The following is a 21175-nucleotide window of genomic DNA, read 5'->3' as shown; positions in this document are numbered from 1 at the left end:
TCAGTATTCGTCCTGCTCGGTCAGCTCGAGCTCCATCGCATCGGCGGTGCGCACGGCAGCGTCGATCGCGTCGCTCAGGGCCTCGGGGGCGGCGTTGGCATCGACCTTGACCACGAACATCGCCAGCTGGTCCTGCTTCACCCAGGCGCCCATCTTGGCATCCTGCGAGTCTTCCAGCAGGCGATTGGCGATGGCAGCGGGAAACTGCTTGCCCGGCGAGGTGTAGGCCGGCGACCAGATCTCGCGGATCCTGTGCTTGCCGAACTCCTCGACGCTGGAGCGCACGAAGGCCAGCTGGGTGCGGCCGTCATCCATGTCGAAGACCATCTTGTAGTCGCCGTCCTCGTCCACCTCGTAGGTGTACTTCAGCGTGTCCAGCGCGCGCCCGACGGCCTTGTCCGGTTCGGCCGCATGGGCGCCGGTGGCAGTCACGGCCAGCAGCAGTGCGGCGGCAATCCTTTTCATGAAATCCCTGTGAACTCTGGTTGGAAAGTGCAGATTGTGAAGGCCCGCAGGGGGCAACGTCCAATCTGGCGGGGCGGGGCCCTATAATGTGGGGATGCCCCGCGAGACTTCCCACGAAACTCATCACGACCACGGCGTGCTGCTTGAGCCTGCACGTCCCGAGGTCGCGCCGCCGCCGCTGTACCAGGTGATGCTGTTGAACGACGACTACACCCCGATGGATTTCGTGGTGACCGTCCTGCAGCACTTCTTCTCGATGGACCTGGACCAGGCCACCCAGGTGATGCTCCACGTGCATACCCGCGGCCGCGGTGTGTGCGGGGTGTTCACCCGCGAGGTCGCCGAGTCCAAGGTGGCCCAGGTCAATGAATTCTCGCGCATGAACCAGCATCCGCTGCTGTGCACGATGGAGAAGGCCAGCGGCTGAGCCGCCGTCGGCCCCGCTGCAGCTGCGCCAGCGATTCGCACTGTTCCAGCCGTGGCGACAGCGCCACGGCCGACCTCCGCCGCTCCCGGAACCCATCGGGTTCTCCGGCATCCGTGACCACCTTGAGCATCCCCCGGCCGCCGCCCGGCGGCCGCACCGGCCAGTGCTGGCCGGTGCGTGGCGTCACGATGACATCCCCATCACGTTGAAACTGCCATTTCGTGGCCGGAAGTTCGTGCATGATGGAGGCTCGTCGAATGGATCGGCGCGGTCGGCGGAGTGCTAACGCCGTCTGAACGCACTGATCCGCTAGGGTGATGGAAATCGTGAAGGTTGGCCGCATATTGTTCCTAACTGCCGCCGGAGTTAATCATGTTCAGTAAAGACCTCGAACACACCATCGGACAGTGCTACAAGCGCGCCCGTGAGGCCCGGCATGAATTCATGACGGTGGAACACCTGCTGCTGGCACTGCTCGACAACCCGTCCGCCCAGGCCGTCCTCAAGGCCTGCGGTGCGGACGCCGAGCGCCTGCGCCAGGAACTGGAGCAGGCCATCGAGGCATCCGTCTCGCGCCTGGCCGAAGATGATGGGCGCGATACCCAGCCGACCCTGGGCTTCCAGCGCGTGCTGCAGCGCGCGGTCTACCACGTGCAGTCCTCGGGCAAGAAGGAGGTCACCGGCGCCAACGTGCTGGTCGCGATCTTCGGCGAGAAGGACTCGCACGCCGTTTACTACCTCAACCAGCAGGACGTGACCCGGCTGGATATCGTCAACTACCTCTCCCATGGCATCGCCAAGCTGGGCGAGGAGGGCGAAGTGCCGCCCGCCGCCGATGGCGAGGGCCGCGCCGAGGGTGCCGAAGGCGAAGGCAAGGGCGATGCCCTGGCCGAATTCGCCAGCAACCTCAACGACCAGGCCCGCAACGGCAAGATCGACCCGCTGGTCGGCCGTGCCGACGAGATCGAGCGCACCATCCAGGTCCTGTGCCGCCGCCGCAAGAACAACCCGCTCTACGTGGGCGAGGCCGGCGTGGGCAAGACCGCCATCGCCGAAGGCCTGGCCAAGCGCATCGTGGAAGGCTCGGTGCCGGACGTGCTCGCCGATGCGGTGATCTACTCGCTGGACCTGGGCGCCCTGGTGGCCGGGACCAAGTACCGCGGCGATTTCGAAAAGCGCCTGAAGGGCGTGCTGACCGCGATGAAGAAGCTGCCCAACGCAGTGCTGTTCATCGACGAGATCCACACCATCATCGGCGCCGGCTCGGCCTCGGGCGGCACCATGGACGCCTCCAACCTGATCAAGCCGGCCCTGGCCTCGGGCGAGCTGCGCTGCATCGGCTCGACCACCTTCCAGGAATACCGCGGCATCTTCGAGAAGGACCGGGCACTGGCCCGCCGCTTCCAGAAGATCGACATCGTCGAGCCGACCGTGGGCGAAACCTACGAGATCCTGCAGGGCCTCAAGCCCAAGTACGAAGCGCACCACGGCGTCACCTACGCCGATGACGCGCTGCAGGCGGCCGTGGACCTGTCGGTCAAGCACATCAACGACCGCCTGCTGCCGGACAAGGCGATCGACGTGATCGACGAGGCCGGTGCCCGCCAGCGCCTGCTGCCGGACGGCGAGCGCAAGGAGCTGATCGACATCGAGGAGATCGAGACCATCGTCGCCAAGATGGCGCGGATCCCGGCCAAGCAGGTCAGCGCCACCGACAAGGACGTGCTCCAGCATCTGGAGCGCAACCTGAAGATGGTGATCTTCGGCCAGGATCCGGCAATCGAGACGCTGTCTTCGGCGATCAAGCTGGCCCGCTCGGGCCTGGCCAATCCGGAAAAGCCGATCGGCAACTTCCTGTTCTCCGGCCCGACCGGCGTGGGCAAGACCGAGGTGACCAAGCAGCTCGCGCTGCAGCTGGGCATCGAGCTGGTGCGGTTCGACATGAGCGAGTATATGGAGTCGCATTCGATCAGCCGCCTGATCGGTGCGCCTCCGGGCTATGTCGGCTTCGACCAGGGCGGTCTGCTGACCGAGAAGATCGTCAAGACCCCGCACTGCGTGCTGCTGCTGGACGAGGTGGAGAAAGCCCACCCGGACATCTTCAACATCCTGCTGCAGGTCATGGACCGCGGTGTGCTGACCGACACCAACGGTCGCGAGGCGAATTTCAAGAACGTGGTGCTGGTGATGACCACCAACGCCGGTGCGGCCCAGGCCTCGCGGCGCTCGATCGGCTTCACCCGCCAGGACCATGCCACCGACGCGATGGAAGTGATCCGCAAGAGCTTCACGCCGGAGTTCCGCAACCGTCTGGATGCGATCGTGCAGTTCCAGGCGCTGGGCTTCGAACACATCCTGCGGGTGGTGGACAAGTTCCTGATCGAGCTGGAAATGCTGCTGCAGGAAAAGCACGTCAGCCTGTCGGCCACGCCGACCGCGCGCGATTGGCTGGCCCACCACGGCTTCGATCCGCTGATGGGTGCCCGCCCGATGGCCCGCGTGATCCAGGACAAGATCAAGCGTCCGCTCGCCGACGAGCTGCTGTTCGGCAAGCTGGTCAACGGCGGCAAGGTCAGCATCGACGTGCGCGACGACCAGTTGTTCGTGGAGACCGAAGCCGAGCCGGAGCGTCTGTTGCCGGCCACCGTCTGACCGTGTCCAGCGGCTGAGTGGTCAAGAAGAAGCCCCCGCAAGGGGGCTTTTTCATGCGTTGGCGTTGGCCACGGCCTCCATCAACGGCGGGCACGCGCCTTGCGGTTGAACTCTTCGGCGGTGAGCGGCTCCACCGCTGCCACGGCGCAGCTCTGGCTGTTGGTGTGCAGCTTGCTGACGCCTGCGCCGCACAGCTGGCCGTCCTGTCCGGGCGTCACGAAGTCGAGCTTGGGCGACATGGACGCGCTGGTGCAGGAGCGTTCAAAGCGCACGAGGTAATGCTGGTCGCCGTTGCGCAGCAGCACATCACGGTCGGCGCGGTTGCGCACCACCTGTTTGTCGGAGGCGAGCGCGATGCAGTCGCCGGCGGTGGCCGGTTCGGCCGCCTGGACCGATGCGGCGGTGGCGAGGCAGGTGGCAAGCAGGAGCAGGGAGGGCAGGCGCTTCATGGCGGGGGCCATCGGTCAGGATCCGGATTGGATCGAGGACCACAGTGGGCGCTTTCGCGCCAGGGCGAATCTGCATCAAGGCATCCTGACCGACGTCAGGGTGCACAGGGTCAGGGTGCCGCTTGGCAGGGTCAGCCTGCTGCAGGCTGAACGGCGCCCACGCGAAAAGGCCAGCACCTGGCTGGCCTTCTGGCGGGAACAACCCCCGGACCGCTTATTTCATGCGGTAGGTGATGCGACCCTTGGTCAGGTCGTACGGGGTCATTTCGACCTTGACGCGGTCGCCCGTCAGGATGCGGATGTAGTTCTTGCGCATGCGGCCGGAGATGTGGGCGATGATTTCATGCCCATTTTCCAGTCGTACGCGGAAAGTGGTGTTCGGCAGCGTCTCGCTGACGGTGCCTTCGAACTCGATGGAGTCGTCTTTCGACATGTAGTCCTGTGCAGTTCTGTAACCGGCCGAGCTGGCCTGAAGAGCGGGCATTTTACGCGCGTCGGGCGTTGGATGCAAAGTTTTGGTTAAGGCACCGCCGGGATGGCCAGTTCGGCCGCCGCCATCGTGCCGAACAACCCAGACCAATCGCCTGCGGTAATTGGCTGTTGCACCTGTTCACGGACCAGTGCCAGGAAGCGTGCACGTGGCCAGTGCTCGGCGCCCATGCGCAGCAGGTGGTCATTTTCGACCTGCGCGTCGATCAAGGGCCAGCCCCAGCCGGCCAAGCGATGGGCCAAGCCGGCCAGGGCGACCTTGGAGCCGCCGGTGGCCGCACTGAACATGCTCTCGCCGAAAAACATGCGGCCGATCGCCACGCCGTAGATGCCGCCCACCAGTCGGTCGCCATCGAACACCTCCACCGAATGCGCGAAGCCGAGCCGGTGCAGCGCGATGTAGGCGTCGCGCATGTCGTCCGTAATCCAGGTGCCGTCCTGGCCCGGGCGCGGGCTGGCCGCACAGGCATCGATCACCTGCGCGAAGCAGCTGTCGGCGCGCAGGGTCCAGCGGCTCTGCCGCAGCGAACGACGGAAGCGGCTGGACAGGTGCACGCCGTCGGTGCGGAACACCATGCGCGGGTCCGGCGATCACCACAGCAGTGGCTGACCCTCGGAGAACCACGGGAAGATACCGCCGGCATAGGCATTGAGCAGCCGCACGGGTGACAGGTCGCCGCCCACCGCGAGCAGGCCATCGGGATCCCGTAGCGCGGTCTCGGCAGGCGGAAACGGCGCGTCGGGCGCATCGTCCAGCCGCCACGGCAGGCGACGGCTCATGCCGGGTCGGCCTTGAACGGACTGTGTGCGGCCAGCACCCGCGCATAGCGGGCCACTTCGGCGCGTTCCTGTGCGCACCAGGCGACCAGCGCCTCGGCAAACGCCGGCTCGGCGATCCAGTGCCGGCTGCGCACCGTGTGCGGCAGGAAGCCGCGTGCCAGTTTGTGTTCGCCCTGGGCGCCGGGTTCGAAGCGGGCCAATCCTTCGCGCAGGCAGTACGCGATGCCCTGGTAGTAACAGGTCTCGAAATGCAGGCCGGGCAGGGTGGCGCCGCCCCAGTAGCGGCCGTACAGGGTGTCCGCGCCGCGCAGGCACAGCGCACCGGCGACCGGCTCACCGTCGAGCAGGGCGAGGAAGATCACCAGCGCGCGCGGCATCGTCCGCGCCAGGTGCTGCAGGAACGGCAGCGTCAACGCCGGTGAGTTGCCGTACTCGGCGAAGGTCTGCAGATAGAAGCCGTGCATGGCGCGCAGGTCGGCTTCGGTGGCGTCGTCGCCATGCACGATGCGATACGTGACGCCGCTGCGGGCGAGTTTGGCGCGCTCCTGGCGGATGTTCTTGCGATGCTTGTGGTCCATCGCGCCGAGGAAATCGTCGAAGGTCTGCCAGCCGCCGGGGTTGTGCCACTGGAACTGGATGTCCTCGCGCAGCAGCCAGTCCGGGCGGAAGGCAGGGTCTTCGTCGGCAGGATGGAAGTTGATGTGCGCCGAGGACCAGCCCAGGCGCGCGACCTCCGCCGCCAGCCGCGCGAGCAGGGCGCCACGATCTTCGGGCGTGCGTGCCAGCACGCGCGGTCCGGTCACCGGGGAATACGGCACCGCCCCCAGCCATTTCGGGAAGTAGTCCAGCCCGTGCTGGGCGTAGGCATGCGCCCAGGCATGGTCGAACACGAACTCGCCGTGCGAGTTGTCCTTGAGGTAGCCCGGGATCGCGGCGACCAGCCGGTCGCCCTCCCACAGGGTGAAGTGGCGGGGCCGCCAGCCCCATTCCGGGCGCAGGCAACCGTGTTCTTCCAGGCCAGCCAGGAACGCATGCGACAGGAACGGGTTGCGACCGTCGTGCAGGGCATCCCAATCGGCGGCGGGGACATCGGACAGGCGGTGCAGGAAACGTGGATCGGGCATGGGCAGAGGATAGAGCAGGTGAGACAGGTGCAGTGCGCACAGGCAGTGCCGGCCAGCAAAAAGGCCGGTGAATGATTCACCGGCCTTCGTGGGCTGCGCGTTGCGGGTGGCGGATCAGCTCGCCTGGCCCTTCGCATCCAGGTAGCGCTCGGCATCCAGTGCGGCCATGCAGCCGAAGCCGGCCGAGGTGATCGCCTGGCGGTAGTGCTGGTCGGCCACGTCGCCGGCAGCGAACACGCCTTCCACCGAGGTCTGGGTGGCGTTGCCGCCCAGGCCCGAGCGGATGTCCAGGTAGCCGTTGTTCATGGTCAGCTGGCCGTCGAACAGGCTGGTGTTGGGGTGGTGGCCGATCGCCACGAAGAAGCCGTGCGCCTCGATGTCGCGGGTGCTGCCGTCGAGGGTGGACTTGACGCGCACGCCGGTCACGCCGGCATCGTTGCCCAGCACTTCGTCGACCTGGTGGTGCCAGGCGGTCTCGATCTTGCCGGCCGCGACCTTGGCGAACAGTTTGTCCTGCATGATCTTTTCCGCCTTGAGGGTGTCGCGGCGGTGGACCAGGTAGACCTTGCGGGCGATGTTGGACAGGTACAGGGCTTCTTCCACGGCGGTGTTGCCGCCGCCGACCACGACCACGTCCTGGTCCCGGTAGAAGAAGCCGTCGCAGGTGGCGCAGGCGGACACGCCGCGGCCCTTGAAGGCCTCTTCGCTGGGGATGCCCAGGTACTTGGCGGTCGCACCGGTGGCGATGATCAGGGCGTCGCAGGTGTACTCGGCGCTGTCACCGATCAGCTTGAACGGGCGCTGGGAGACATCGGCGGTATGGATGTGGTCGAAGATGACCTCGGTCTCGAAGCGCTCGGCATGCGCCTGCATGCGGCTCATCAGGTCCGGGCCCATCAGGCCGTGCGCATCTCCAGGCCAGTTGTCCACCTCGGTGGTGGTCATCAGCTGGCCGCCCTGCTGCAGGCCGGTGATCACGACGGGCTTGAGGTTGGCGCGCGCGGCGTAGACGGCGGCGGTCCAGCCGGCCGGGCCGGAACCAAGGATCAACAGGCGGGAGTGCTTGGAGTTGCTCATGTAAGCTCGCAATAGAAGGTAGGGCGGGGTGCCGGCGCAGTGATTGCGCGGCATCCGAGCGAAGTCATAGAGTGGCGGCAGGGGCGGGGTGATTCAAGGCGCGCAGTGGAACGCGGCGACCCATCGGAGATCGAGACAGCCGCGCCGCCGGGTTTTTGACGGCGATGGCGGGGCCCGGTGTGCGAAGGGACTGAAAAGCGCGGCCCAGTCGTTTATTATCAAGCACTAACAGTGCATTCCCAAGGTGTGGTCTAAGGTGGCGAAACAGGTCCCGGAACGATCCAAGGCGTCCGACAGCAAGGCAGCGCCGCGCAAACCGGCCAGCGTGGACAATCCGCGCCGGCAGCGCCTGTGGCGCGACCTGGGTTTGATCGCCGTCGCGCCCGCGCTGCTGTATCTGGTCGCCAGTCTGTTCACCTATTCGGCCACCGATCCGGGCTGGTCGCATACCGGCAGCGTGGTCGCGCCGGTGCACAACATGGGCGGCCGCGCCGGCGCCTGGATCGCCGACGTGCTGCTGCAGCTGTTCGGCTACATGGCGTTCGTGCTGCCGGTCGTGCTGGGCGCACTGGCCTGGATCGCGATGTTCGGTCTCAAGCGCGAGGCCAAGGGTGAGCATGACCTGGATCCGGCCCTGCGCCTGGTCGGCCTGGTCGGTTTCCTGATCGCCGGGACCGGCTTCCTGCATCTGCGCCTGTTCGTCGCCGATGTGGCGCATGCCGGCGGCATCCTCGGCAAGCTGGTGGGCAGTTCGCTCAGCGTCGGTTTCGGCGCCTTGGGCGCGAATCTGTTCGTGCTGGTCCTGCTGCTGGCCTCGATCACCCTGGCCACCGGCATCTCCTGGTTCGTGGTGATGGAGAAGATCGGCAACTGGGTGCTGGCGCTGCCGCCGCTGTTCAACAAGAAGAAAGAGCAGGCCACCGAGTGGCAGCAGACCCGCGCGATGCGCGAGGAGCGCCAGGAAGTGCGCAAGGTCGACGCCGAGGTCCGCGCCAAGCGCGAGCCGGTGAAGATCGAGCCGCGTCCGGAGCCGGTGCTGGAGAAGAGCGACCGGGCCAAGCGCGAGACCCAGATTCCGATGTTCCGCGGCGTCAACGGGGATGGTTCGGACGTGCCGCCGCTGGCGCTGCTGGATGATCCCAAGCCGCAACCCAAGGGCTATGACGAAGGCACGCTGGAAACGCTGTCGCGCCAGATCGAATTCAAGCTCAAGGACTTCCGCATCGATGCGCAGGTGGTCGGCGCCTATCCCGGCCCGGTGATCACCCGTTTCGAGATCGAGCCGGCCCCGGGCATCAAGGTCAGCCAGATCAGCTCGCTGGACAAGGACATCGCGCGCGGGCTGTCGGTGAAGTCGGTGCGCGTGGTCGATGTGATCCCGGGCAAGTCGGTGGTGGGCCTGGAGATCCCCAACGTCACCCGCGAGATGATCTACCTCTCCGAGTTGCTGCGCTCCAAGGAATACGACAAGTCGGCCAGCGTGCTGACCCTGGCGCTGGGCAAGGACATCGCCGGGCGGCCGACCGTGGCCGATCTGGCGCGCATGCCGCACCTGCTGGTGGCCGGCACCACCGGCTCGGGCAAGTCGGTGGCGGTCAACGCGATGGTGCTGAGCCTGCTGTACAAGGCCTCGCCGAAAGACCTGCGGATGCTGATGATCGACCCCAAGATGCTCGAACTGAGCGTCTACCAGGGCATCCCGCATCTGCTGGCGCCGGTGGTCACCGACATGAAGGAGGCCGCCAACGGTCTGCGCTGGTGCGTGGCCGAGATGGAGCGCCGCTACAAGCTGATGAGCGCGGTGGGCGTGCGCAACCTGGCCGGCTTCAACAAGAAGGTCAAGGATGCCCAGGACGCCGGGCAGCCGATGATGGACCCGCTGTTCAAGCCCAACCCGGAGCTCGGCGAGGCCCCGCGCCCGCTGGAGACGCTGCCGTTCATCGTCATCTTCATCGACGAATTCGCCGACATGATGATGATCGTCGGCAAGAAGGTCGAAGAACTGATCGCGCGCCTGGCGCAGAAGGCGCGTGCGGCGGGCATCCACCTGATCCTGGCCACCCAGCGTCCCTCGGTGGACGTGATCACCGGCCTGATCAAGGCCAACATCCCGACCCGCATCGGCTTCCAGGTCAGTTCCAAGATCGATTCGCGCACCATCCTCGACCAGTCCGGCGCGGAAACCCTGCTCGGCCACGGCGACATGCTGTACCTGCCGCCGGGCACGGCGCTGCCGGACCGCGTGCATGGTGCGTTCGTGTCCGATGAGGAAGTGCACCGCGTGGTCGAGCATCTCAAGGCCAGCGGCCCGACCGACTACATCACCGGCGTGCTGGATGAAGTGCAGATGATGGGCGACGGCGTAGTGGTCGGCCCGGGTGGCCTGCCCGAGGCGGGCGGCGGTGGCGGCGATGAGTCCGATCCGCTGTACGACGAGGCCCTGCGCATCGTCACCGAAACGCGCCGCGCCTCGATCTCCGGTGTGCAGCGTCGCCTGAAGATCGGCTACAACCGTGCCGCGCGCCTGATCGAAGCCATGGAAGCGGCCGGCGTGGTCAGTCCGCCGGAGCACAACGGCGACCGCAGCGTGCTGGCACCGCCGCCGCCGAAGTAAGACCGCGCGCGCTGTCGCCCTGATCGCCCATTCAGGATTGAATGGGCACACTGCCTTCCATCCTTCCCATTCGCCTGGATACCTCGCATGCACACCACCTTCCGCCGCTCCCTGCTTGCTGCCACCCTGGTCGTTGCCAGTGTCGGGTCGGCGTCGGCCTGGGCCGGCGCCCGTGATGAGCTCAATCGCTTCACCCAGGGCCTGAAGGGCCTGGATGGGCAGTTCAGCCAGCAGGTGTACGACAGCAAGGGCAAGGTCAAGGAAACCACCAGTGGCCGCGTCGCGCTGTCCGCACCGCGCCTGTTCCGCTGGGAATACATCAAGCCGCACGAGCAGCTGATCGTGGCCGATGGCAAGAAGGTCTGGGTCTACGAGCCCGACCTGGAGCAGGCCAGCGTGCGCCCGCAGGGCCAGGAAGAGCAGAACAGCCCGCTCACCGCACTGATCAATCCGGCCCTGCTGGACAGGCAGTACGACGTCAGTGAAGAGGCCGCCGTGCGCGATGGCCTGCAGTGGCTGGCGCTGAGCCCCAAGCGTGAGACCGACACCGCCTTCCAGTACGCCGCGCTCGGCTTCAATGCCCAGGGCCTGGCCCGCATGGAAGTGGTGGATGCGGTCGGCCAGCGCACGGTGATCAGCTTCACCGGCTGGAAGCGCAATCCGAGCTTCGCCTCGGGCACTTTCAGCTTCACTCCGGCCAAGGGCGTGGACGTCATCGGCGAATGACGGTGTGGTGCCGGCCGCTGGCCGGCATCTCCCCTGCAACCCGGCGCGATACAATAGCGACGTGGCCAGAAACCGAACGACTTTCAATGGGCCCGATCTGCTGACCGTGGATCGGGACAACATGCGTCCGCTCGCCGAGCGGATGCGCCCGCAGACGCTGGATGAGATGGTGGGCCAGAAGCGCCTGCTCGCACCGGGCAGCGCACTGCGCCGCGCGGTCGAGTCCGGCCATGTGCACTCGATGATCCTGTGGGGCCCGCCAGGCTGCGGCAAGACCACGCTGTCGCTGCTGCTGGCGCATTACGCCGACGCCGAGTTCCGCGCCATCTCCGCCGTGCTGTCCGGCCTGCCCGAAGTGCGCCAGGTGCTCGCCGAGGCCGCGCAGCGGTTCGCCGAAGGGCGCCGCACCGTCCTGTTCGTGGACGAGGTGCACCGCTTCAACAAAGCCCAGCAGGATGCATTCCTGCCGCACATCGAGCGCGGCACGATCGTGTTCGTGGGCGCCACCACTGAGAATCCCTCGTTCGAACTGAACTCGGCGCTGCTGTCGCGTTGCCGCGTACACGTGCTGGAGTCGGTGTCGCCAGGTGACATCGTCGAGGCACTGGAGCGTGCGCTGCAGGACACCGAGCGCGGCCTGGGCGCGGAGCATCTGCAGGTCGCGCCGGAAGCATTGCTGGAGATCGCCACCGCCGCCGATGGCGATGTGCGCCGCGGGCTGACCCTGCTGGAGATCGCTGCCGAACTGGCCAGCGGCGATGGCGGGCGGATCAGCCCGGAGATGCTGGTGCAGGTGCTGGCCGACCGCACCCGTCGCTTCGACAAGGGCGGCGAGCAGTTCTACGACCAGATCTCGGCGCTGCACAAGTCCGTGCGCAGTTCCAACCCGGATGCCGCGCTGTACTGGCTGACCCGGATGCTCGACGGCGGCTGCGATCCGTCGTATCTGGCCCGGCGCCTGACCCGGATGGCGATCGAGGACATCGGCCTGGCCGATCCGCGGGCGCAGTCGATGGCGCTGGAGGCGTGGGACATCTATGAGCGCCTGGGCAGTCCGGAAGGTGAGCTGGCCTTCGCGCAGCTGGTCCTGTACCTGGCCAGTACCGCCAAATCGAACGCAGGCTATGCCGCGTTCAACAAGGCCAAGCACGACGTGCGCGAGACCGGCACCCAGGAGGTGCCGCTGCACCTGCGCAACGCCCCGACCAAGCTGATGAAGGAGCTGGGCTACGGCAAGACCTACCAGTACGACCATGATGCTGAGGGCGGAATCGCGCTGGACCAGACCGGTTTCCCCGATGCGATGGGCGAGCGCGTGTATTACGAGCCGGTGCCGCGCGGGCTGGAGATCAAGCTCAAAGAAAAGCTGGACCGCCTGCGCGCCGCGCGCGAACAGGCCCGTGCGCAGAAGGGTGCCGACTGATGGACGGCATCGGCGTCTGGTGGCAGCAGGTGGGCCTGGTGATGGCCGGCGGTGCACTGGGCGCGGCCCTGCGCTTCATGGTCGGCGATGCGATGCTGCGCCAGTTCGGCAACGGCTTTCCGTGGGGCACGCTGACGGTGAACCTGGCCGGTGCGTTCGTTGCCGGTTACGTGATGATCTGGCTGCAGAGCCGCGGCACGGCGGCGCTGTACTGGCGGGCGTTCCTGATCGTCGGGATCGTGGGCGGGTTGACCACGTTCTCCTCGATGATGCTGGAATCGCTGGTGTTCACCCGCACCGATCGCAGCCTGATGGTGCCGCTGTACCTGGGCGTGAGTCTGGTTGGCGGCATGCTGCTGGTGTGGGCCGGCGCACGCGTGGCCGAGGCCTGGCGCTGACGGGTGCGTCGCAGATGCAGAAATCCACGGAAAACGCTGGATTAAAGTGATGTCTCACGATATCGTGCGCGCCCCCGTTTGCATCCTCGTCCGTCATGCGCGATGAACAAGACCCCGGAACACTGGAACTGACGCTGCCGCGCAAGCGCGGCCGTCCGCCCACCTTCGGCTACGCGATGACCGATGCACAGCGTGCGGCCCGCTACCGTGCGCGTCGCGCCGGCCAGGCCGGCCATGCCGATGTGCGCAACTGCAGCGACATGGTGCTGCTGGACAAGATCCGTGCGTCGATCACCAGCAAGGACCCGGAGCTGACCGGCTTCCTGGTCCATGTGCTCTGGCAGCGCTATCCGCTGCAGCTCAAGTAAGCGTGGCCTGCCAGTCGCGGTACAGCGTGACCTCGTCGTCGATCGACTGGTGCGTGATCCGGATCGACTGCGCCTCCAGCGGCAGCGCCATCTGCGCATACACCCCGGCCGTGGACAATCCGAACGGCTCGGCCTGCGCATTGCTGTAGGCGAAGTACACCTCGCGGATGCCCACCAGGTGCATCGCGGCCAGGCACATCGGGCAGGGCTGCCCACTGGCGTAGACGCGTACCCCCTCCAGTCGCGTGCGGCCCAGCGCGAGGCAGGCCGCGCGGATCGCCGAAAGCTCGGCGTGCGCACTCGGGTCGCCCGTGGCCAGGATGCGGTTCACCCCGGTGGCGACGACGGCGTCGTCCAGCACCAGCACCGCGCCGAAGGGCCGGCCGCCGTCGCGGACGTTCTGCTGGGCCAGCATCACGGCCTGCTGTAGATACGAGTGATCGCTCATGATGGGTCCCGCTGGAAGAGATGCCTGAGGGTAGGGGCGCACCGCCTGGCATTCCAATGAAATCCACGCATCGGCGTCATGCAGGGCGGCGATGGGTGCTCAGTCCGGCGTGGCGTCCTTGCTGGCGCGCTCGTGGTCGAGGAGCTCACCCAGGCGCATCGCCAGTGCCTTGACCAGCGGGTCGGCGGTGGCGCGGTGGAGCAGGGCGATCTCGAAGGTATCGATCGGCGGCAGCCCCTGTTCGGCGCCGAGCACCGCGTGCTCGCGGCTCAAGGCGCGCGCCGGCAGCAGGCTGATCCCCATGCCGTCGGCCACCGCGCCCTGGATCCCGCTCAGGCTGGAACTGGTGAAGCTGATCCGCCAGCGGCGGCCAAGCGCTTCGATCGCGTCGATGATGTCGTCGCGATACAACCCGCGCGGCGGAAAGGTGACCAGTGGCACCGGGTCCAGGCCGATGCAGCCGTTGCGGGCACTGTCGATCCAGACCATGGTCTCGGGCCAGCAGGCCACGGCGGCGCGGCTGTTGCGGCGTTGCTTGACCAGGATCAGATCGAGTTCGCCGTGATCGTAGCCGTGGGCGAGGTCGCGGCTGAGGCCGCTGGTGACTTCCAGCTTCACCTGGGGATGTTCGCGATTGAAGGCGCCGAGCAGCTGGGTGGTCGCGGCAGTGACGAAATCCTCCGGCACGCCCAGCCGCACGGTGACGGCAACCGTGGTGCCGGCCAGGGCTTCGAGCAGCTGGTCGTTGAGCGCCAGCAGCTGGCGTGCGTGACCGAGCACCAGCTCGCCGGCATCGGTGGGATGTACGTCGCGGTTGCCACGGACCAGCAGCGGGTGCCCGGCCATCTCCTCCAGCCGGCGGATCTTCTGGCTGATCGTGGACTGGGTGGAGTGCAGGCGTGCCGCGGCGGTGGTGAAGCTGGCACAGTCGGCCACCATCACCATGGCGCGCAGCAGGTCCAGGTCGAACAGGGGGCGATTCGGTTTTTCACTGACAGTCATGCTGCCATTGTGAAGCGCAATGGCGAGGGCTGCCATGACCCTGCCGGGCGGCTACCTGTCCGTCGGCATTTCCATTGGCATCGGCGCGGGATCGGCAGCGCGCTGGACCAGGCTGCGGGCCACCCGCTCGCCGGTCTCGCGAAGGCGCTCGATCAGCGCGGGTGGGCCGAGCACCTCGAACTCCAGGTCCATGGCCAGCAGCCAGTAGATCACCGAGCCCATCGGGTTGGCGCCACACCGCAGCAGGCAGCGCGTCCCGTCGATGACGTCCAGCACACCGGCCGAGGCGGGAATGCGCTGGCGCAGGGCGGCCAGCGGCGCGTGCAGGATGATCCGCGCTTCATCGGGGTACGGCCCGAGCGACAGCGAGCGGGCGACCCACTGGCGAAGATCGCCATCGCCGGGTCCGGCGCGCGGCGCGAAATGCGCGCCCACCGCCGGGGCGCTGGTGATGCGGTCGATGCGGAAGGTGCGCCAGTCTTCGCGGGCGAGGTCCCATGCGACCAGATACCAGCGCCGATCCGTGTGCACCACGCCGTGTGGCTCCACCTGGCGCGAACTCGGCTGGCCGTCGCGATCGATGTACGCGAAGGCCAGTTGCAGCTGATCGCGGCAGGCCGCGGCCAGGGTGGTCAGCCGGCCGGCATCGACCAGCGGGCCGGTCTGGTCGGTGGGCAGGATCGCCGAACGCAGTGCCTCCAGCCGGGGACGCAGGCGCGGCGGCATGGCCTGCTCGATCTTGACCAGCGCGGTGATCGCGGTCTGCTCGATCCCGCTGACGGTGCCGGTCACGGCCGTGCGCAACGCGATCGCGGCGGCCAGCGCCTCTTCGTCGTCCAGCAGCAGCGGGGGCAGGGCGCGGCCCGCGCGGAAGGCGTACCCGCCGGCGACACCGGTACTGGCGTGGATGGGATAGCCGAGTTGGCGCAGCCGGTCGATGTCGCGGCGCAGGGTGCGTGGATGGATGTCCATGCGCTCGGCCAGCGCGCCGCCATTCCAGTGCGGGCGCGACTGCAGCAGGGACAGCAGGCTCAGCAGGCGGGCGGAGGCGGTCAGCATGGGCAAAGCGTAGCAGCCATTGCGGGCGGGTTCTGTCCGCAAGGGTGGCTAGCCTTGAGGCCACGGTGCAGGACCACTCCGGTCGCACCGCTTACCCCTCAAGGAGTCCCAGATGTCCCTCGTCTTCTATTGGCACCCGATGTCCAGCGCCACCCCGGTCGCCTGCGCCCTGGCCGAGCTGGCGGTCCCGCACGAGCGGGTCCGGATCGATATCCGTTCCGGCGAGCAGCGCACTCCGGAGTACCTGGCGATCAATCCCAACGGCAAGGTGCCGTGCCTGGTGGTGGACGGCACCCCGTTGTTCGAAGGACTGGCGATCCACCTGTGGCTGGGCGAGCACTACGGCGTGGCCAAGGGACTGTGGCCGCAGGACGGCACGCCGGCGCGGCTGGAGGCGATGTCATGGTGCACCTGGTCATACGTCACCTATGGCGCCGTGATCGGACGCGTGTGGCTGGCCACTACGGACGAGGCGCTGCGCAATGCCGAGCATGCCGCAGCCGGTCTGCGCGCTGCCGACGAACTGCTGGGCCTGCTGGAGGCGCGCCTGTCGCAGCAGCCCTGGATGCTGGGGGAGGCGTACTCGCTGGTGGATCTGGTGGTGGCCCAGGTGGTCGGCTATGGCACTTTCGTGGGGGCAGCGGTGGATGCGCATCCGGCGGTGGCGGCCTGGCTGCAGCAGGTGCAGGCGCGCCCGGCGATGCAGGGCGAGATCTGAGGCGTGGCGCGCCATCTGGAATGTGCATGACGCGCATTCCAAAATTTAACTGGTGAATGGACCGGGCCCGACCGTAAGGTGGCCCGGTTCTTCCTTTTTCCGGTGCACTGCCCATGTCCCTGCGTCTTGCCCTTCCCGTGCTGTTTGCACTGGCCCCTTCCGCGTTCGCGGCCGAGCAGGCCGACCTGATGATCCGGCACGCGACCGTGGTCGATGTCGAGCACGCCGCCACCGTGCCGGACCAGACCGTCGTGGTGCGTGGCCAGGACATCGTCGCGGTGGGCAGCGATCGCGAGATGCGCAAGGCGTGGAAGGCCCGCGAGCAGGTCAACGGCAAGGGGCGCTATCTGATCCCGGGCCTGTGGGACATGCACGTGCATTTCGGTGGCGGCCCGGCGCTCATCGAAGAGAACAAGGCGCTGCTGCCGCTGTACATCGCCCATGGCATCACCACCATCCGTGACGCCTCCGGCGACCTGCCCGAGCAGGTCCTGCAGTGGCGCGGCGAGATCGCCAGCGGCCAGTTGGCCGGCCCGCAGCTGTTCACCTCGGGTGCCAAGATCGAAGGCATCAAGCCGGTCTGGAAGGGCACCATCGAAGTGGGCTCGCAGGCGGACCTGGATGCCGCCTTCGTGCGCCTGAAGCGCGACCGCGTCGACTTCGTCAAGATCACCGACAGCACCCTGACCCCGGAGCTGTTCCTGGCGGCGGTGCGTGGTGCGCGCGCCAATGGCCTGCGTGCCTCCGGGCATATCCCGATGGCGTTGACCGTGCAGCAGGCGGTGGATGCGGGCATCAGTTCGATCGAGCACCTCGACTATGCCTACAAGGCAGGGGTCAAGGATGAGGCAGCGATCGCCGCGGACTTCGGCGCCAAGCGGATCGACCGCGCACAGGCCAATGCCCGCCTGGATGCCGGCTTCGACCGTGACACCGCGATGGCCGCCTACCGCGGCTTCGCGGCCAAGGGCGTGTTCGTGACCCCGACCCTCAACGGCGGGCGCATCCTCGACTTCCTGGACCAGGACGACCATCGCGACGATCCGTACCTGGCCTACATCGGCCCGAAGCTGCAGGCCACCTACAGCTGGCGGGTGGAGCGCGCGGCGAAGGCGACCCCGGCGCAGATCGACGCCCGCCATCGCGAGTACCACCAGGTCGCCGCGGTGCTGCCGATGCTGCAGCAGGCCGGCGTGACGATCATGGCCGGTACCGACGCGGGCTTCCTCAACTCGTTCAACTATCCCGGCATCGGCCTGCACGACGAACTGTCGCTGTTCGTCAAGGAAGGGCTGACCCCGGCGCAGGCCTTGTCCGCGGCGACGCGCGCAGGCCCGGCCTGGTTCGGCACCCTGGACCGCTACGGCGCGGTGGCACCGGGCAAAGCGGCCGACCTGGTGCTGCTGGAGCGCAATCCGCTGGAAGACATCGAGGCGACGCGCGGCATCCAGTACGTGGTGCTGCGCGGCCATGGCTATGACCGCAAGGCGCTGGATGCGCTGCTGACGCAGACCAGGGAGAAGGTCGCGGCGTGGAAGGCTGAAGCGGCGAAGAAGTGACGCCTCGGCGCGCGCTCACCGGGGCGGTGGGCGCGCACAGGTCGTGGGGTACGCCGGTCGGGTGGCGTGCCGGTCTACGGCCACGCCGGTGACGTGAAGTCCACGGTGCGGCCGTCGGCCAGACGGGCGGTCGCGCTGCGCGCCGGCAGCGTGCGTCCATCCACCTGCTGGGGTCGATCCGAGAAATTCGCCACGATCACGCTGCCATCGGCGAAGGTGGTCTGCTGCACTTGGCCGACGGCATCGCGCCAGCGGAAGTCGACCAGGGCCTGGTCGAACAGCTGCTCATGCACGGGCCGGAAGAACGCATCGAGCTGGCGCAGGTAGGCGATCCGCGGCGCGGCAGTTGCCACGCTGAGGTTGAGCAGCGGCGGCACGTTGTAGAGCTGCTGCAGCAGTTCGGTGGTGCTGCGGCTCTCGCGGAACTTGAGGCTGTCCAGGGTCCAGTGGTGGGTGCTGACCACGCTGTCGTGGAAGGCGGCCTGCAGCAGGGGCAGGCGCCGGGCCGGATTGAAATACAACTGCTGGTAGCGTGGCTTGAGCTGGCTCTGCTTGAAGAAGAAGGCGGGCTGGTCCTCCGGCGCCCACGCGCCCAGGTAGTACGGCGAACTGCGTTCCCGGCGCATCTGTGGATCGGTCCAGCCGAAGCCGGCGGTCTGCGCGCCGTGCGCGAACACGATATGCCGGTTGACCACGGCCGCGCCCACTTCGGAGCCGACCACCAGCTTTTCGGTGTCGGCCAGCCAGGCCAGTGCGGCGTTTCGATTGGCCGCGTCCTGTGCCTGCGAGGTCGGCTTGGCCGGGTCCAGGTCATCGAACAGCATCCCGGTGGCCGCGACATCGAGGAACCAGCTGTTGTACGGCGTGTGGGCGCGCAGATCGCGCACCCGACGCTCCATCAACGGGCGGATGCACGCTGCGTTGGTGTACACCCCGTTGCCCTGGAAGCCTTTGACGCGCTGGCCGTCGGGTTTCATGACCCCGCAGCGCTCGAAGGCATCCTGCCCCAGCTGCGCCGACAGCCAGGACGGGTTGTCATTACCGTCGGGCAAGGCGGTGTCATAGGAATCGTAGGGGGCCACCAGGTAACCAGCCTGTACGGCCGCTTCCAGCGCTTCCGGATTCGCCCCGCCGGCGGTCCAGTCGGGCAGTCCCAGCCAGAGGCGCGGCAGACGGGCCGCCTGCAGGGCCTGGATGACACGCGGCGGTGCGCTGTCGCCCCATACATACAGATGGCTGGCGCCGATCAGCTTGTCGCCGTCCGGCAGCCGCGCGAGTTTGTCCTTCAGTGGCACGAAGCCGTCTTGTGCCTGCAGCCACTGCCGGTAGCGTTTGGCCGGTGCCAACCAGTCGGGCGCGTCCAGGCTGACGATGACGGTGTACGGATCCGTCTGGTTGAGGGTGTTGAACGTGTGCGTGGCGGCGACCGCAACCCCCGCGCCCTCGGCACTGAAGCGCACGCGGTTGTTGAACGGGGTCGCGAACAGGATCGACAGCACGCGGTCCGGCCAGGCCAGGCCGACCACCGGCAGGGTCAGGTCTTCGGTGGTGTTGATGTCGTCGTAGGCGTTGAGCAGCTCGTCGCGCCAGACGGTGTCGTCGGCGGGAAGGTAATAGCCCTCGTGCAGTGGCAGCAGCAGCGCATGCGGGCCGGCCGGCAGTCGCGGCCATTGCACGCTGCCCTCGGTGGTCCGGGTGAAGTGCATCTGCAGCGTATCGCCGACCAGTTCAGCGCGCACGCCCGTCGCCTCGCCCCATTGCCACCGGCCGGTATCGGTGGTCTGCACCAGGGCCGACACCGCGGCGACCTCGCCGGGGGAGGAGATGCGGGTCGTCGTGCCGTCGGCAGTGCGGGTGGAGACCGCCAGCGTGGCGGGGTCGATATCAACCCGCCAGTGCGCGTTGCTCAAGGTCAGCGCGTGGCTCCGCGCGGCGGGGATCAGGAGCAGGAGGAGCAGCAGGACATGTTTCATGCGGAGGTTCCGGCGGAGGCGACGGGCGATGCAGGCCGACCACCGCAGCGTAAAGCGGTGGCCGGACACTGCGTCTGCCGCACGTCACAGTTGGGCCGGCGCCGCCGCTGCGATACGCAAAGCGTGCGCCCGGCCCGGTTTTCCGTTTCAGCCGCCGGCGGTTGCGATGCGCTGACCCAGTGCATGCGCGGTGTCGAGATGGACCTGGGCATCGCCGGTGTCGGTTTCCAGCATCAGCGTGGACGACAGCACCGGCGCGCCGCAGTAATCGAAGATGCCGGTGTCGATCTGGGTTTTCATCGCTTCGGCATAGCCACGCTTCTGCCAGGTGCGCTCATCGGCACCGCCGAGTCCGACCAGATGGACGGGCAGGTGGCCCAGTTTCTTGAGCACGCCGTGGCCGCTGCTGTCGTCGTAGGCCCAGCCACCGGTAAAGACCCGGTCGATCCAGCCTTTCATCAGTGCCGGCATGCTCCACCAGTAGACCGGGAACACCAGCACGAGCGCATCGGCGCGGTCCAGGCGGGCCTGTTCGGCCAGCACGTCGGCAGGGAACGGCGCCAGGCGGTGGTGGGCGTCCAGGTCGTGCGCGGTATAGCGGGGGTCGAAACCCTCGGCATGCAGGTCGGCCAGTTCAACTGTGCTGCCGGCGGCGGCAATGCCATCGGCGATACGGCGGGCGACGGCATGGGTGAGTGCGTCAGGGTTGGGGTGGGAGGTGACGATCAGGGTGTGCATGGGATTCCAGCGGTCAGGGAGGGGCTGTATACTTCCGGTAAGTTACGATTCGTAAGTTACTATTGGTATATAGCCATGTCAAGCGTGTCCGATGCTTCCGCGCCTGCGGCTCCGCGCCGCCGCATGACCCGCGACGATCGCCTGCGCCAGTTGCTGGAGCAGGCCTGGCGGCTGGTCCGTGAGGAAGGCACCGACGCGCTGACGCTGGGGCGGCTGGCCGAGCAGGCCGGGGTGACCAAGCCGGTGGTGTATGACCACTTCGGTACGCGGGCAGGTCTGCTGGCGGCGCTGTACCAGGATTTCGATGCACGCCAGGGCGTGGTGATGGAAGCGCGCCTGGCGGGCAGTGGCCCGACGCTCGCCGAGAAGGCGCAGGTCATTGCCGATGCCTACGTTGCCTGTGTCATGAAACAGGGGCGCGAAATTCCGGGCGTGGTGGCGGCCCTGGCGGGCTCGCCCGAACTGGCGCGGGTCAAACGCGAGTACGACGTGGTGTTTCTCGAGCAGTGCCGCGCGCTGCTGTCACCGTTCGCGCCGGCCGGCGTGCTGGGCCAGGCGGGGCTGTGGGGAATGCTTGGCGCGGCCGAAGGACTTTCCTCCGCGGCCACCACGGCGGACATCACACCGGAGCAGGCCGTGCAGGAACTGGCCGCCACGATCACGGCGATGGTGATGCGCGGCTGAGC

The 21175-nt window shown here is 67.5% G+C and carries 20 protein-coding genes and 1 pseudogene; 10 read left to right on the top strand and 11 right to left on the bottom strand.

The window, feature by feature from the left end; translation table 11 throughout:
• Nucleotides 1-465, bottom strand: coding sequence for a hypothetical protein (locus tag AC07WC_RS16965; RefSeq protein ID WP_495211043.1), 465 nt, complete (start codon nucleotides 463-465; stop codon nucleotides 1-3).
• A gap of 94 nt (nucleotides 466-559) precedes the next feature.
• Here AC07WC_RS16965 and clpS point away from each other — a divergent pair, with 94 nt between their 5' ends.
• Together clpS and clpA are read left to right on the top strand one after the other, a co-directional pair.
• Entirely contained in the window at nucleotides 560-892 is a 333-nt protein-coding gene (gene clpS / locus AC07WC_RS16960; RefSeq protein ID WP_019184760.1) for an ATP-dependent Clp protease adapter ClpS, read from the top strand.
• A gap of 372 nt (nucleotides 893-1264) precedes the next feature.
• Nucleotides 1265-3544, top strand: a complete 2280-nt coding sequence (gene clpA / locus AC07WC_RS16955) for an ATP-dependent Clp protease ATP-binding subunit ClpA (protein ID WP_070471583.1) — start codon at nucleotides 1265-1267, stop codon at nucleotides 3542-3544.
• 80 nt (nucleotides 3545-3624) lie between these two features.
• Here the strand turns inward: clpA and AC07WC_RS16950 are convergent, their stop codons facing one another.
• The 5 genes and pseudogenes from AC07WC_RS16950 to trxB all read right to left on the bottom strand — a co-directional run bounded on the left by AC07WC_RS16950 (nucleotide 3625) and on the right by trxB (nucleotide 7463).
• Nucleotides 3625-3993 (bottom strand): hypothetical protein, encoded by a 369-nt coding sequence (locus tag AC07WC_RS16950; RefSeq protein WP_495211042.1) that lies wholly within the window; start codon nucleotides 3991-3993, stop codon nucleotides 3625-3627.
• A gap of 214 nt (nucleotides 3994-4207) precedes the next feature.
• Complete coding sequence (infA, locus tag AC07WC_RS16945; RefSeq protein WP_005409596.1) at nucleotides 4208-4426, bottom strand: translation initiation factor IF-1; 219 nt, start codon at nucleotides 4424-4426, stop codon at nucleotides 4208-4210.
• Nucleotides 4427-4512: 86 nt separating this feature from the next.
• Nucleotides 4513-5262, bottom strand: a pseudogene (gene aat / locus AC07WC_RS16940) (leucyl/phenylalanyl-tRNA--protein transferase).
• Nucleotides 5259-6386 carry a GNAT family N-acetyltransferase gene (locus AC07WC_RS16935; RefSeq protein WP_495211041.1) on the bottom strand — a complete coding sequence of 376 codons (1128 nt, stop codon included), beginning with the start codon at nucleotides 6384-6386 and terminating at the stop codon, nucleotides 5259-5261. Before AC07WC_RS16935 ends, aat begins: the two are co-directional and overlap by 4 nt.
• 114 nt (nucleotides 6387-6500) lie before the next feature.
• Nucleotides 6501-7463: a thioredoxin-disulfide reductase gene (gene trxB, locus AC07WC_RS16930; protein ID WP_495211040.1), complete on the bottom strand. Its 963-nt coding sequence runs from the start codon at nucleotides 7461-7463 to the stop codon at nucleotides 6501-6503.
• Nucleotides 7464-7719: 256 nt separating this feature from the next.
• On the opposite strand from trxB, the gene AC07WC_RS16925 reads away from it, so the two are divergent.
• The 5 genes from AC07WC_RS16925 (at nucleotide 7720) to AC07WC_RS16905 (ending at nucleotide 12992) form a co-directional block, all read left to right on the top strand.
• Complete coding sequence (locus AC07WC_RS16925; RefSeq protein ID WP_495211039.1) at nucleotides 7720-10077, top strand: DNA translocase FtsK; 2358 nt, start codon at nucleotides 7720-7722, stop codon at nucleotides 10075-10077.
• Nucleotides 10078-10164: 87 nt separating this feature from the next.
• Nucleotides 10165-10803: an outer membrane lipoprotein periplasmic chaperone LolA gene (gene lolA / locus AC07WC_RS16920; RefSeq protein ID WP_495211038.1), complete on the top strand. Its 639-nt coding sequence runs from the start codon at nucleotides 10165-10167 to the stop codon at nucleotides 10801-10803.
• A gap of 121 nt (nucleotides 10804-10924) precedes the next feature.
• Complete coding sequence (locus AC07WC_RS16915) at nucleotides 10925-12226, top strand: replication-associated recombination protein A (RefSeq protein ID WP_495211037.1); 1302 nt, start codon at nucleotides 10925-10927, stop codon at nucleotides 12224-12226.
• Entirely contained in the window at nucleotides 12226-12624 is a 399-nt protein-coding gene (gene crcB, locus AC07WC_RS16910) for a fluoride efflux transporter CrcB (protein ID WP_495211036.1), read from the top strand. Before AC07WC_RS16915 ends, crcB begins: the two co-directional genes overlap by 1 nt.
• A gap of 95 nt (nucleotides 12625-12719) precedes the next feature.
• On the top strand, nucleotides 12720-12992 hold the full coding sequence (locus tag AC07WC_RS16905) for a hypothetical protein (RefSeq protein WP_019184750.1): 273 nt from the start codon (nucleotides 12720-12722) through the stop codon (nucleotides 12990-12992).
• Here the strand turns inward: AC07WC_RS16905 and AC07WC_RS16900 are convergent.
• The 3 genes from AC07WC_RS16900 to AC07WC_RS16890 all read right to left on the bottom strand — a co-directional run bounded on the left by AC07WC_RS16900 (nucleotide 12985) and on the right by AC07WC_RS16890 (nucleotide 15501).
• The gene (locus AC07WC_RS16900) at nucleotides 12985-13440 is read right to left on the bottom strand and encodes a nucleoside deaminase (protein ID WP_495211035.1); all 456 of its coding nucleotides are present in this window, start codon (nucleotides 13438-13440) and stop codon (nucleotides 12985-12987) included. The two genes, AC07WC_RS16905 and AC07WC_RS16900, sit on opposite strands and share 8 nt — an antisense overlap.
• 99 nt (nucleotides 13441-13539) lie before the next feature.
• Nucleotides 13540-14442 carry a LysR substrate-binding domain-containing protein gene (locus AC07WC_RS16895; protein WP_495211034.1) on the bottom strand — a complete coding sequence of 301 codons (903 nt, stop codon included), beginning with the start codon at nucleotides 14440-14442 and terminating at the stop codon, nucleotides 13540-13542.
• A gap of 51 nt (nucleotides 14443-14493) precedes the next feature.
• Nucleotides 14494-15501: a helix-turn-helix transcriptional regulator gene (locus AC07WC_RS16890; RefSeq protein WP_495211033.1), complete on the bottom strand. Its 1008-nt coding sequence runs from the start codon at nucleotides 15499-15501 to the stop codon at nucleotides 14494-14496.
• Nucleotides 15502-15613: 112 nt separating this feature from the next.
• Here AC07WC_RS16890 and AC07WC_RS16885 point away from each other — a divergent pair, with 112 nt between their 5' ends.
• Entirely contained in the window at nucleotides 15614-16219 is a 606-nt protein-coding gene (locus AC07WC_RS16885; protein WP_495211032.1) for a glutathione S-transferase family protein, read from the top strand.
• Between the two features lie 113 nt (nucleotides 16220-16332).
• Nucleotides 16333-17778, top strand: coding sequence for an amidohydrolase family protein (locus AC07WC_RS16880; RefSeq protein WP_495211031.1), 1446 nt, complete (start codon nucleotides 16333-16335; stop codon nucleotides 17776-17778).
• 74 nt (nucleotides 17779-17852) lie between these two features.
• Here the strand turns inward: AC07WC_RS16880 and AC07WC_RS16875 are convergent, their stop codons facing one another.
• Nucleotides 17853-19751 (bottom strand): glycoside hydrolase, encoded by a 1899-nt coding sequence (locus AC07WC_RS16875; RefSeq protein WP_495211030.1) that lies wholly within the window; start codon nucleotides 19749-19751, stop codon nucleotides 17853-17855.
• A gap of 147 nt (nucleotides 19752-19898) precedes the next feature.
• Nucleotides 19899-20489 carry an NAD(P)H-dependent oxidoreductase gene (locus AC07WC_RS16870; RefSeq protein WP_495211029.1) on the bottom strand — a complete coding sequence of 197 codons (591 nt, stop codon included), beginning with the start codon at nucleotides 20487-20489 and terminating at the stop codon, nucleotides 19899-19901.
• Between the two features lie 75 nt (nucleotides 20490-20564).
• On the opposite strand from AC07WC_RS16870, the gene AC07WC_RS16865 reads away from it, so the two are divergent.
• Nucleotides 20565-21173, top strand: a complete 609-nt coding sequence (locus AC07WC_RS16865) for a TetR/AcrR family transcriptional regulator (protein ID WP_495211028.1) — start codon at nucleotides 20565-20567, stop codon at nucleotides 21171-21173.
• Nucleotides 21174-21175: the final 2 nt, after the last annotated feature.

The organism is Stenotrophomonas sp. GW821-FHT01H02A (assembly GCF_059422145.1).
Note: the sequence above shows the minus strand (reverse complement) of the source record. Positions and strands in the feature narration are given on the sequence as shown.

Bases quoted from the DNA above. Each gene is read 5' to 3' on its own strand.
- AC07WC_RS16870 (WP_495211029.1), bottom strand. From the start codon at position 20,489: ATGCACACCCTGATCGTCACCTCCCACCCCAACCCTGACGCACTCACC.
- lolA (WP_495211038.1), top strand. From the start codon at position 10,165: ATGCACACCACCTTCCGCCGCTCCCTGCTTGCTGCCACCCTGGTCGTT.
- AC07WC_RS16895 (WP_495211034.1), bottom strand. From the start codon at position 14,442: ATGACTGTCAGTGAAAAACCGAATCGCCCCCTGTTCGACCTGGACCTG.
- AC07WC_RS16935 (WP_495211041.1), bottom strand. From the start codon at position 6,386: ATGCCCGATCCACGTTTCCTGCACCGCCTGTCCGATGTCCCCGCCGCC.
- clpS (WP_019184760.1), top strand. From the start codon at position 560: ATGCCCCGCGAGACTTCCCACGAAACTCATCACGACCACGGCGTGCTG.
- AC07WC_RS16890 (WP_495211033.1), bottom strand. From the start codon at position 15,501: ATGCTGACCGCCTCCGCCCGCCTGCTGAGCCTGCTGTCCCTGCTGCAG.
- AC07WC_RS16885 (WP_495211032.1), top strand. From the start codon at position 15,614: ATGTCCCTCGTCTTCTATTGGCACCCGATGTCCAGCGCCACCCCGGTC.
- infA (WP_005409596.1), bottom strand. From the start codon at position 4,426: ATGTCGAAAGACGACTCCATCGAGTTCGAAGGCACCGTCAGCGAGACG.
- AC07WC_RS16965 (WP_495211043.1), bottom strand. From the start codon at position 465: ATGAAAAGGATTGCCGCCGCACTGCTGCTGGCCGTGACTGCCACCGGC.
- AC07WC_RS16915 (WP_495211037.1), top strand. From the start codon at position 10,925: ATGCGTCCGCTCGCCGAGCGGATGCGCCCGCAGACGCTGGATGAGATG.
- AC07WC_RS16865 (WP_495211028.1), top strand. From the start codon at position 20,565: ATGTCAAGCGTGTCCGATGCTTCCGCGCCTGCGGCTCCGCGCCGCCGC.
- AC07WC_RS16875 (WP_495211030.1), bottom strand. From the start codon at position 19,751: ATGAAACATGTCCTGCTGCTCCTCCTGCTCCTGATCCCCGCCGCGCGG.
- AC07WC_RS16905 (WP_019184750.1), top strand. From the start codon at position 12,720: ATGCGCGATGAACAAGACCCCGGAACACTGGAACTGACGCTGCCGCGC.
- trxB (WP_495211040.1), bottom strand. From the start codon at position 7,463: ATGAGCAACTCCAAGCACTCCCGCCTGTTGATCCTTGGTTCCGGCCCG.
- AC07WC_RS16880 (WP_495211031.1), top strand. From the start codon at position 16,333: ATGTCCCTGCGTCTTGCCCTTCCCGTGCTGTTTGCACTGGCCCCTTCC.
- AC07WC_RS16950 (WP_495211042.1), bottom strand. From the start codon at position 3,993: ATGAAGCGCCTGCCCTCCCTGCTCCTGCTTGCCACCTGCCTCGCCACC.
- AC07WC_RS16900 (WP_495211035.1), bottom strand. From the start codon at position 13,440: ATGAGCGATCACTCGTATCTACAGCAGGCCGTGATGCTGGCCCAGCAG.
- crcB (WP_495211036.1), top strand. From the start codon at position 12,226: ATGGACGGCATCGGCGTCTGGTGGCAGCAGGTGGGCCTGGTGATGGCC.
- clpA (WP_070471583.1), top strand. From the start codon at position 1,265: ATGTTCAGTAAAGACCTCGAACACACCATCGGACAGTGCTACAAGCGC.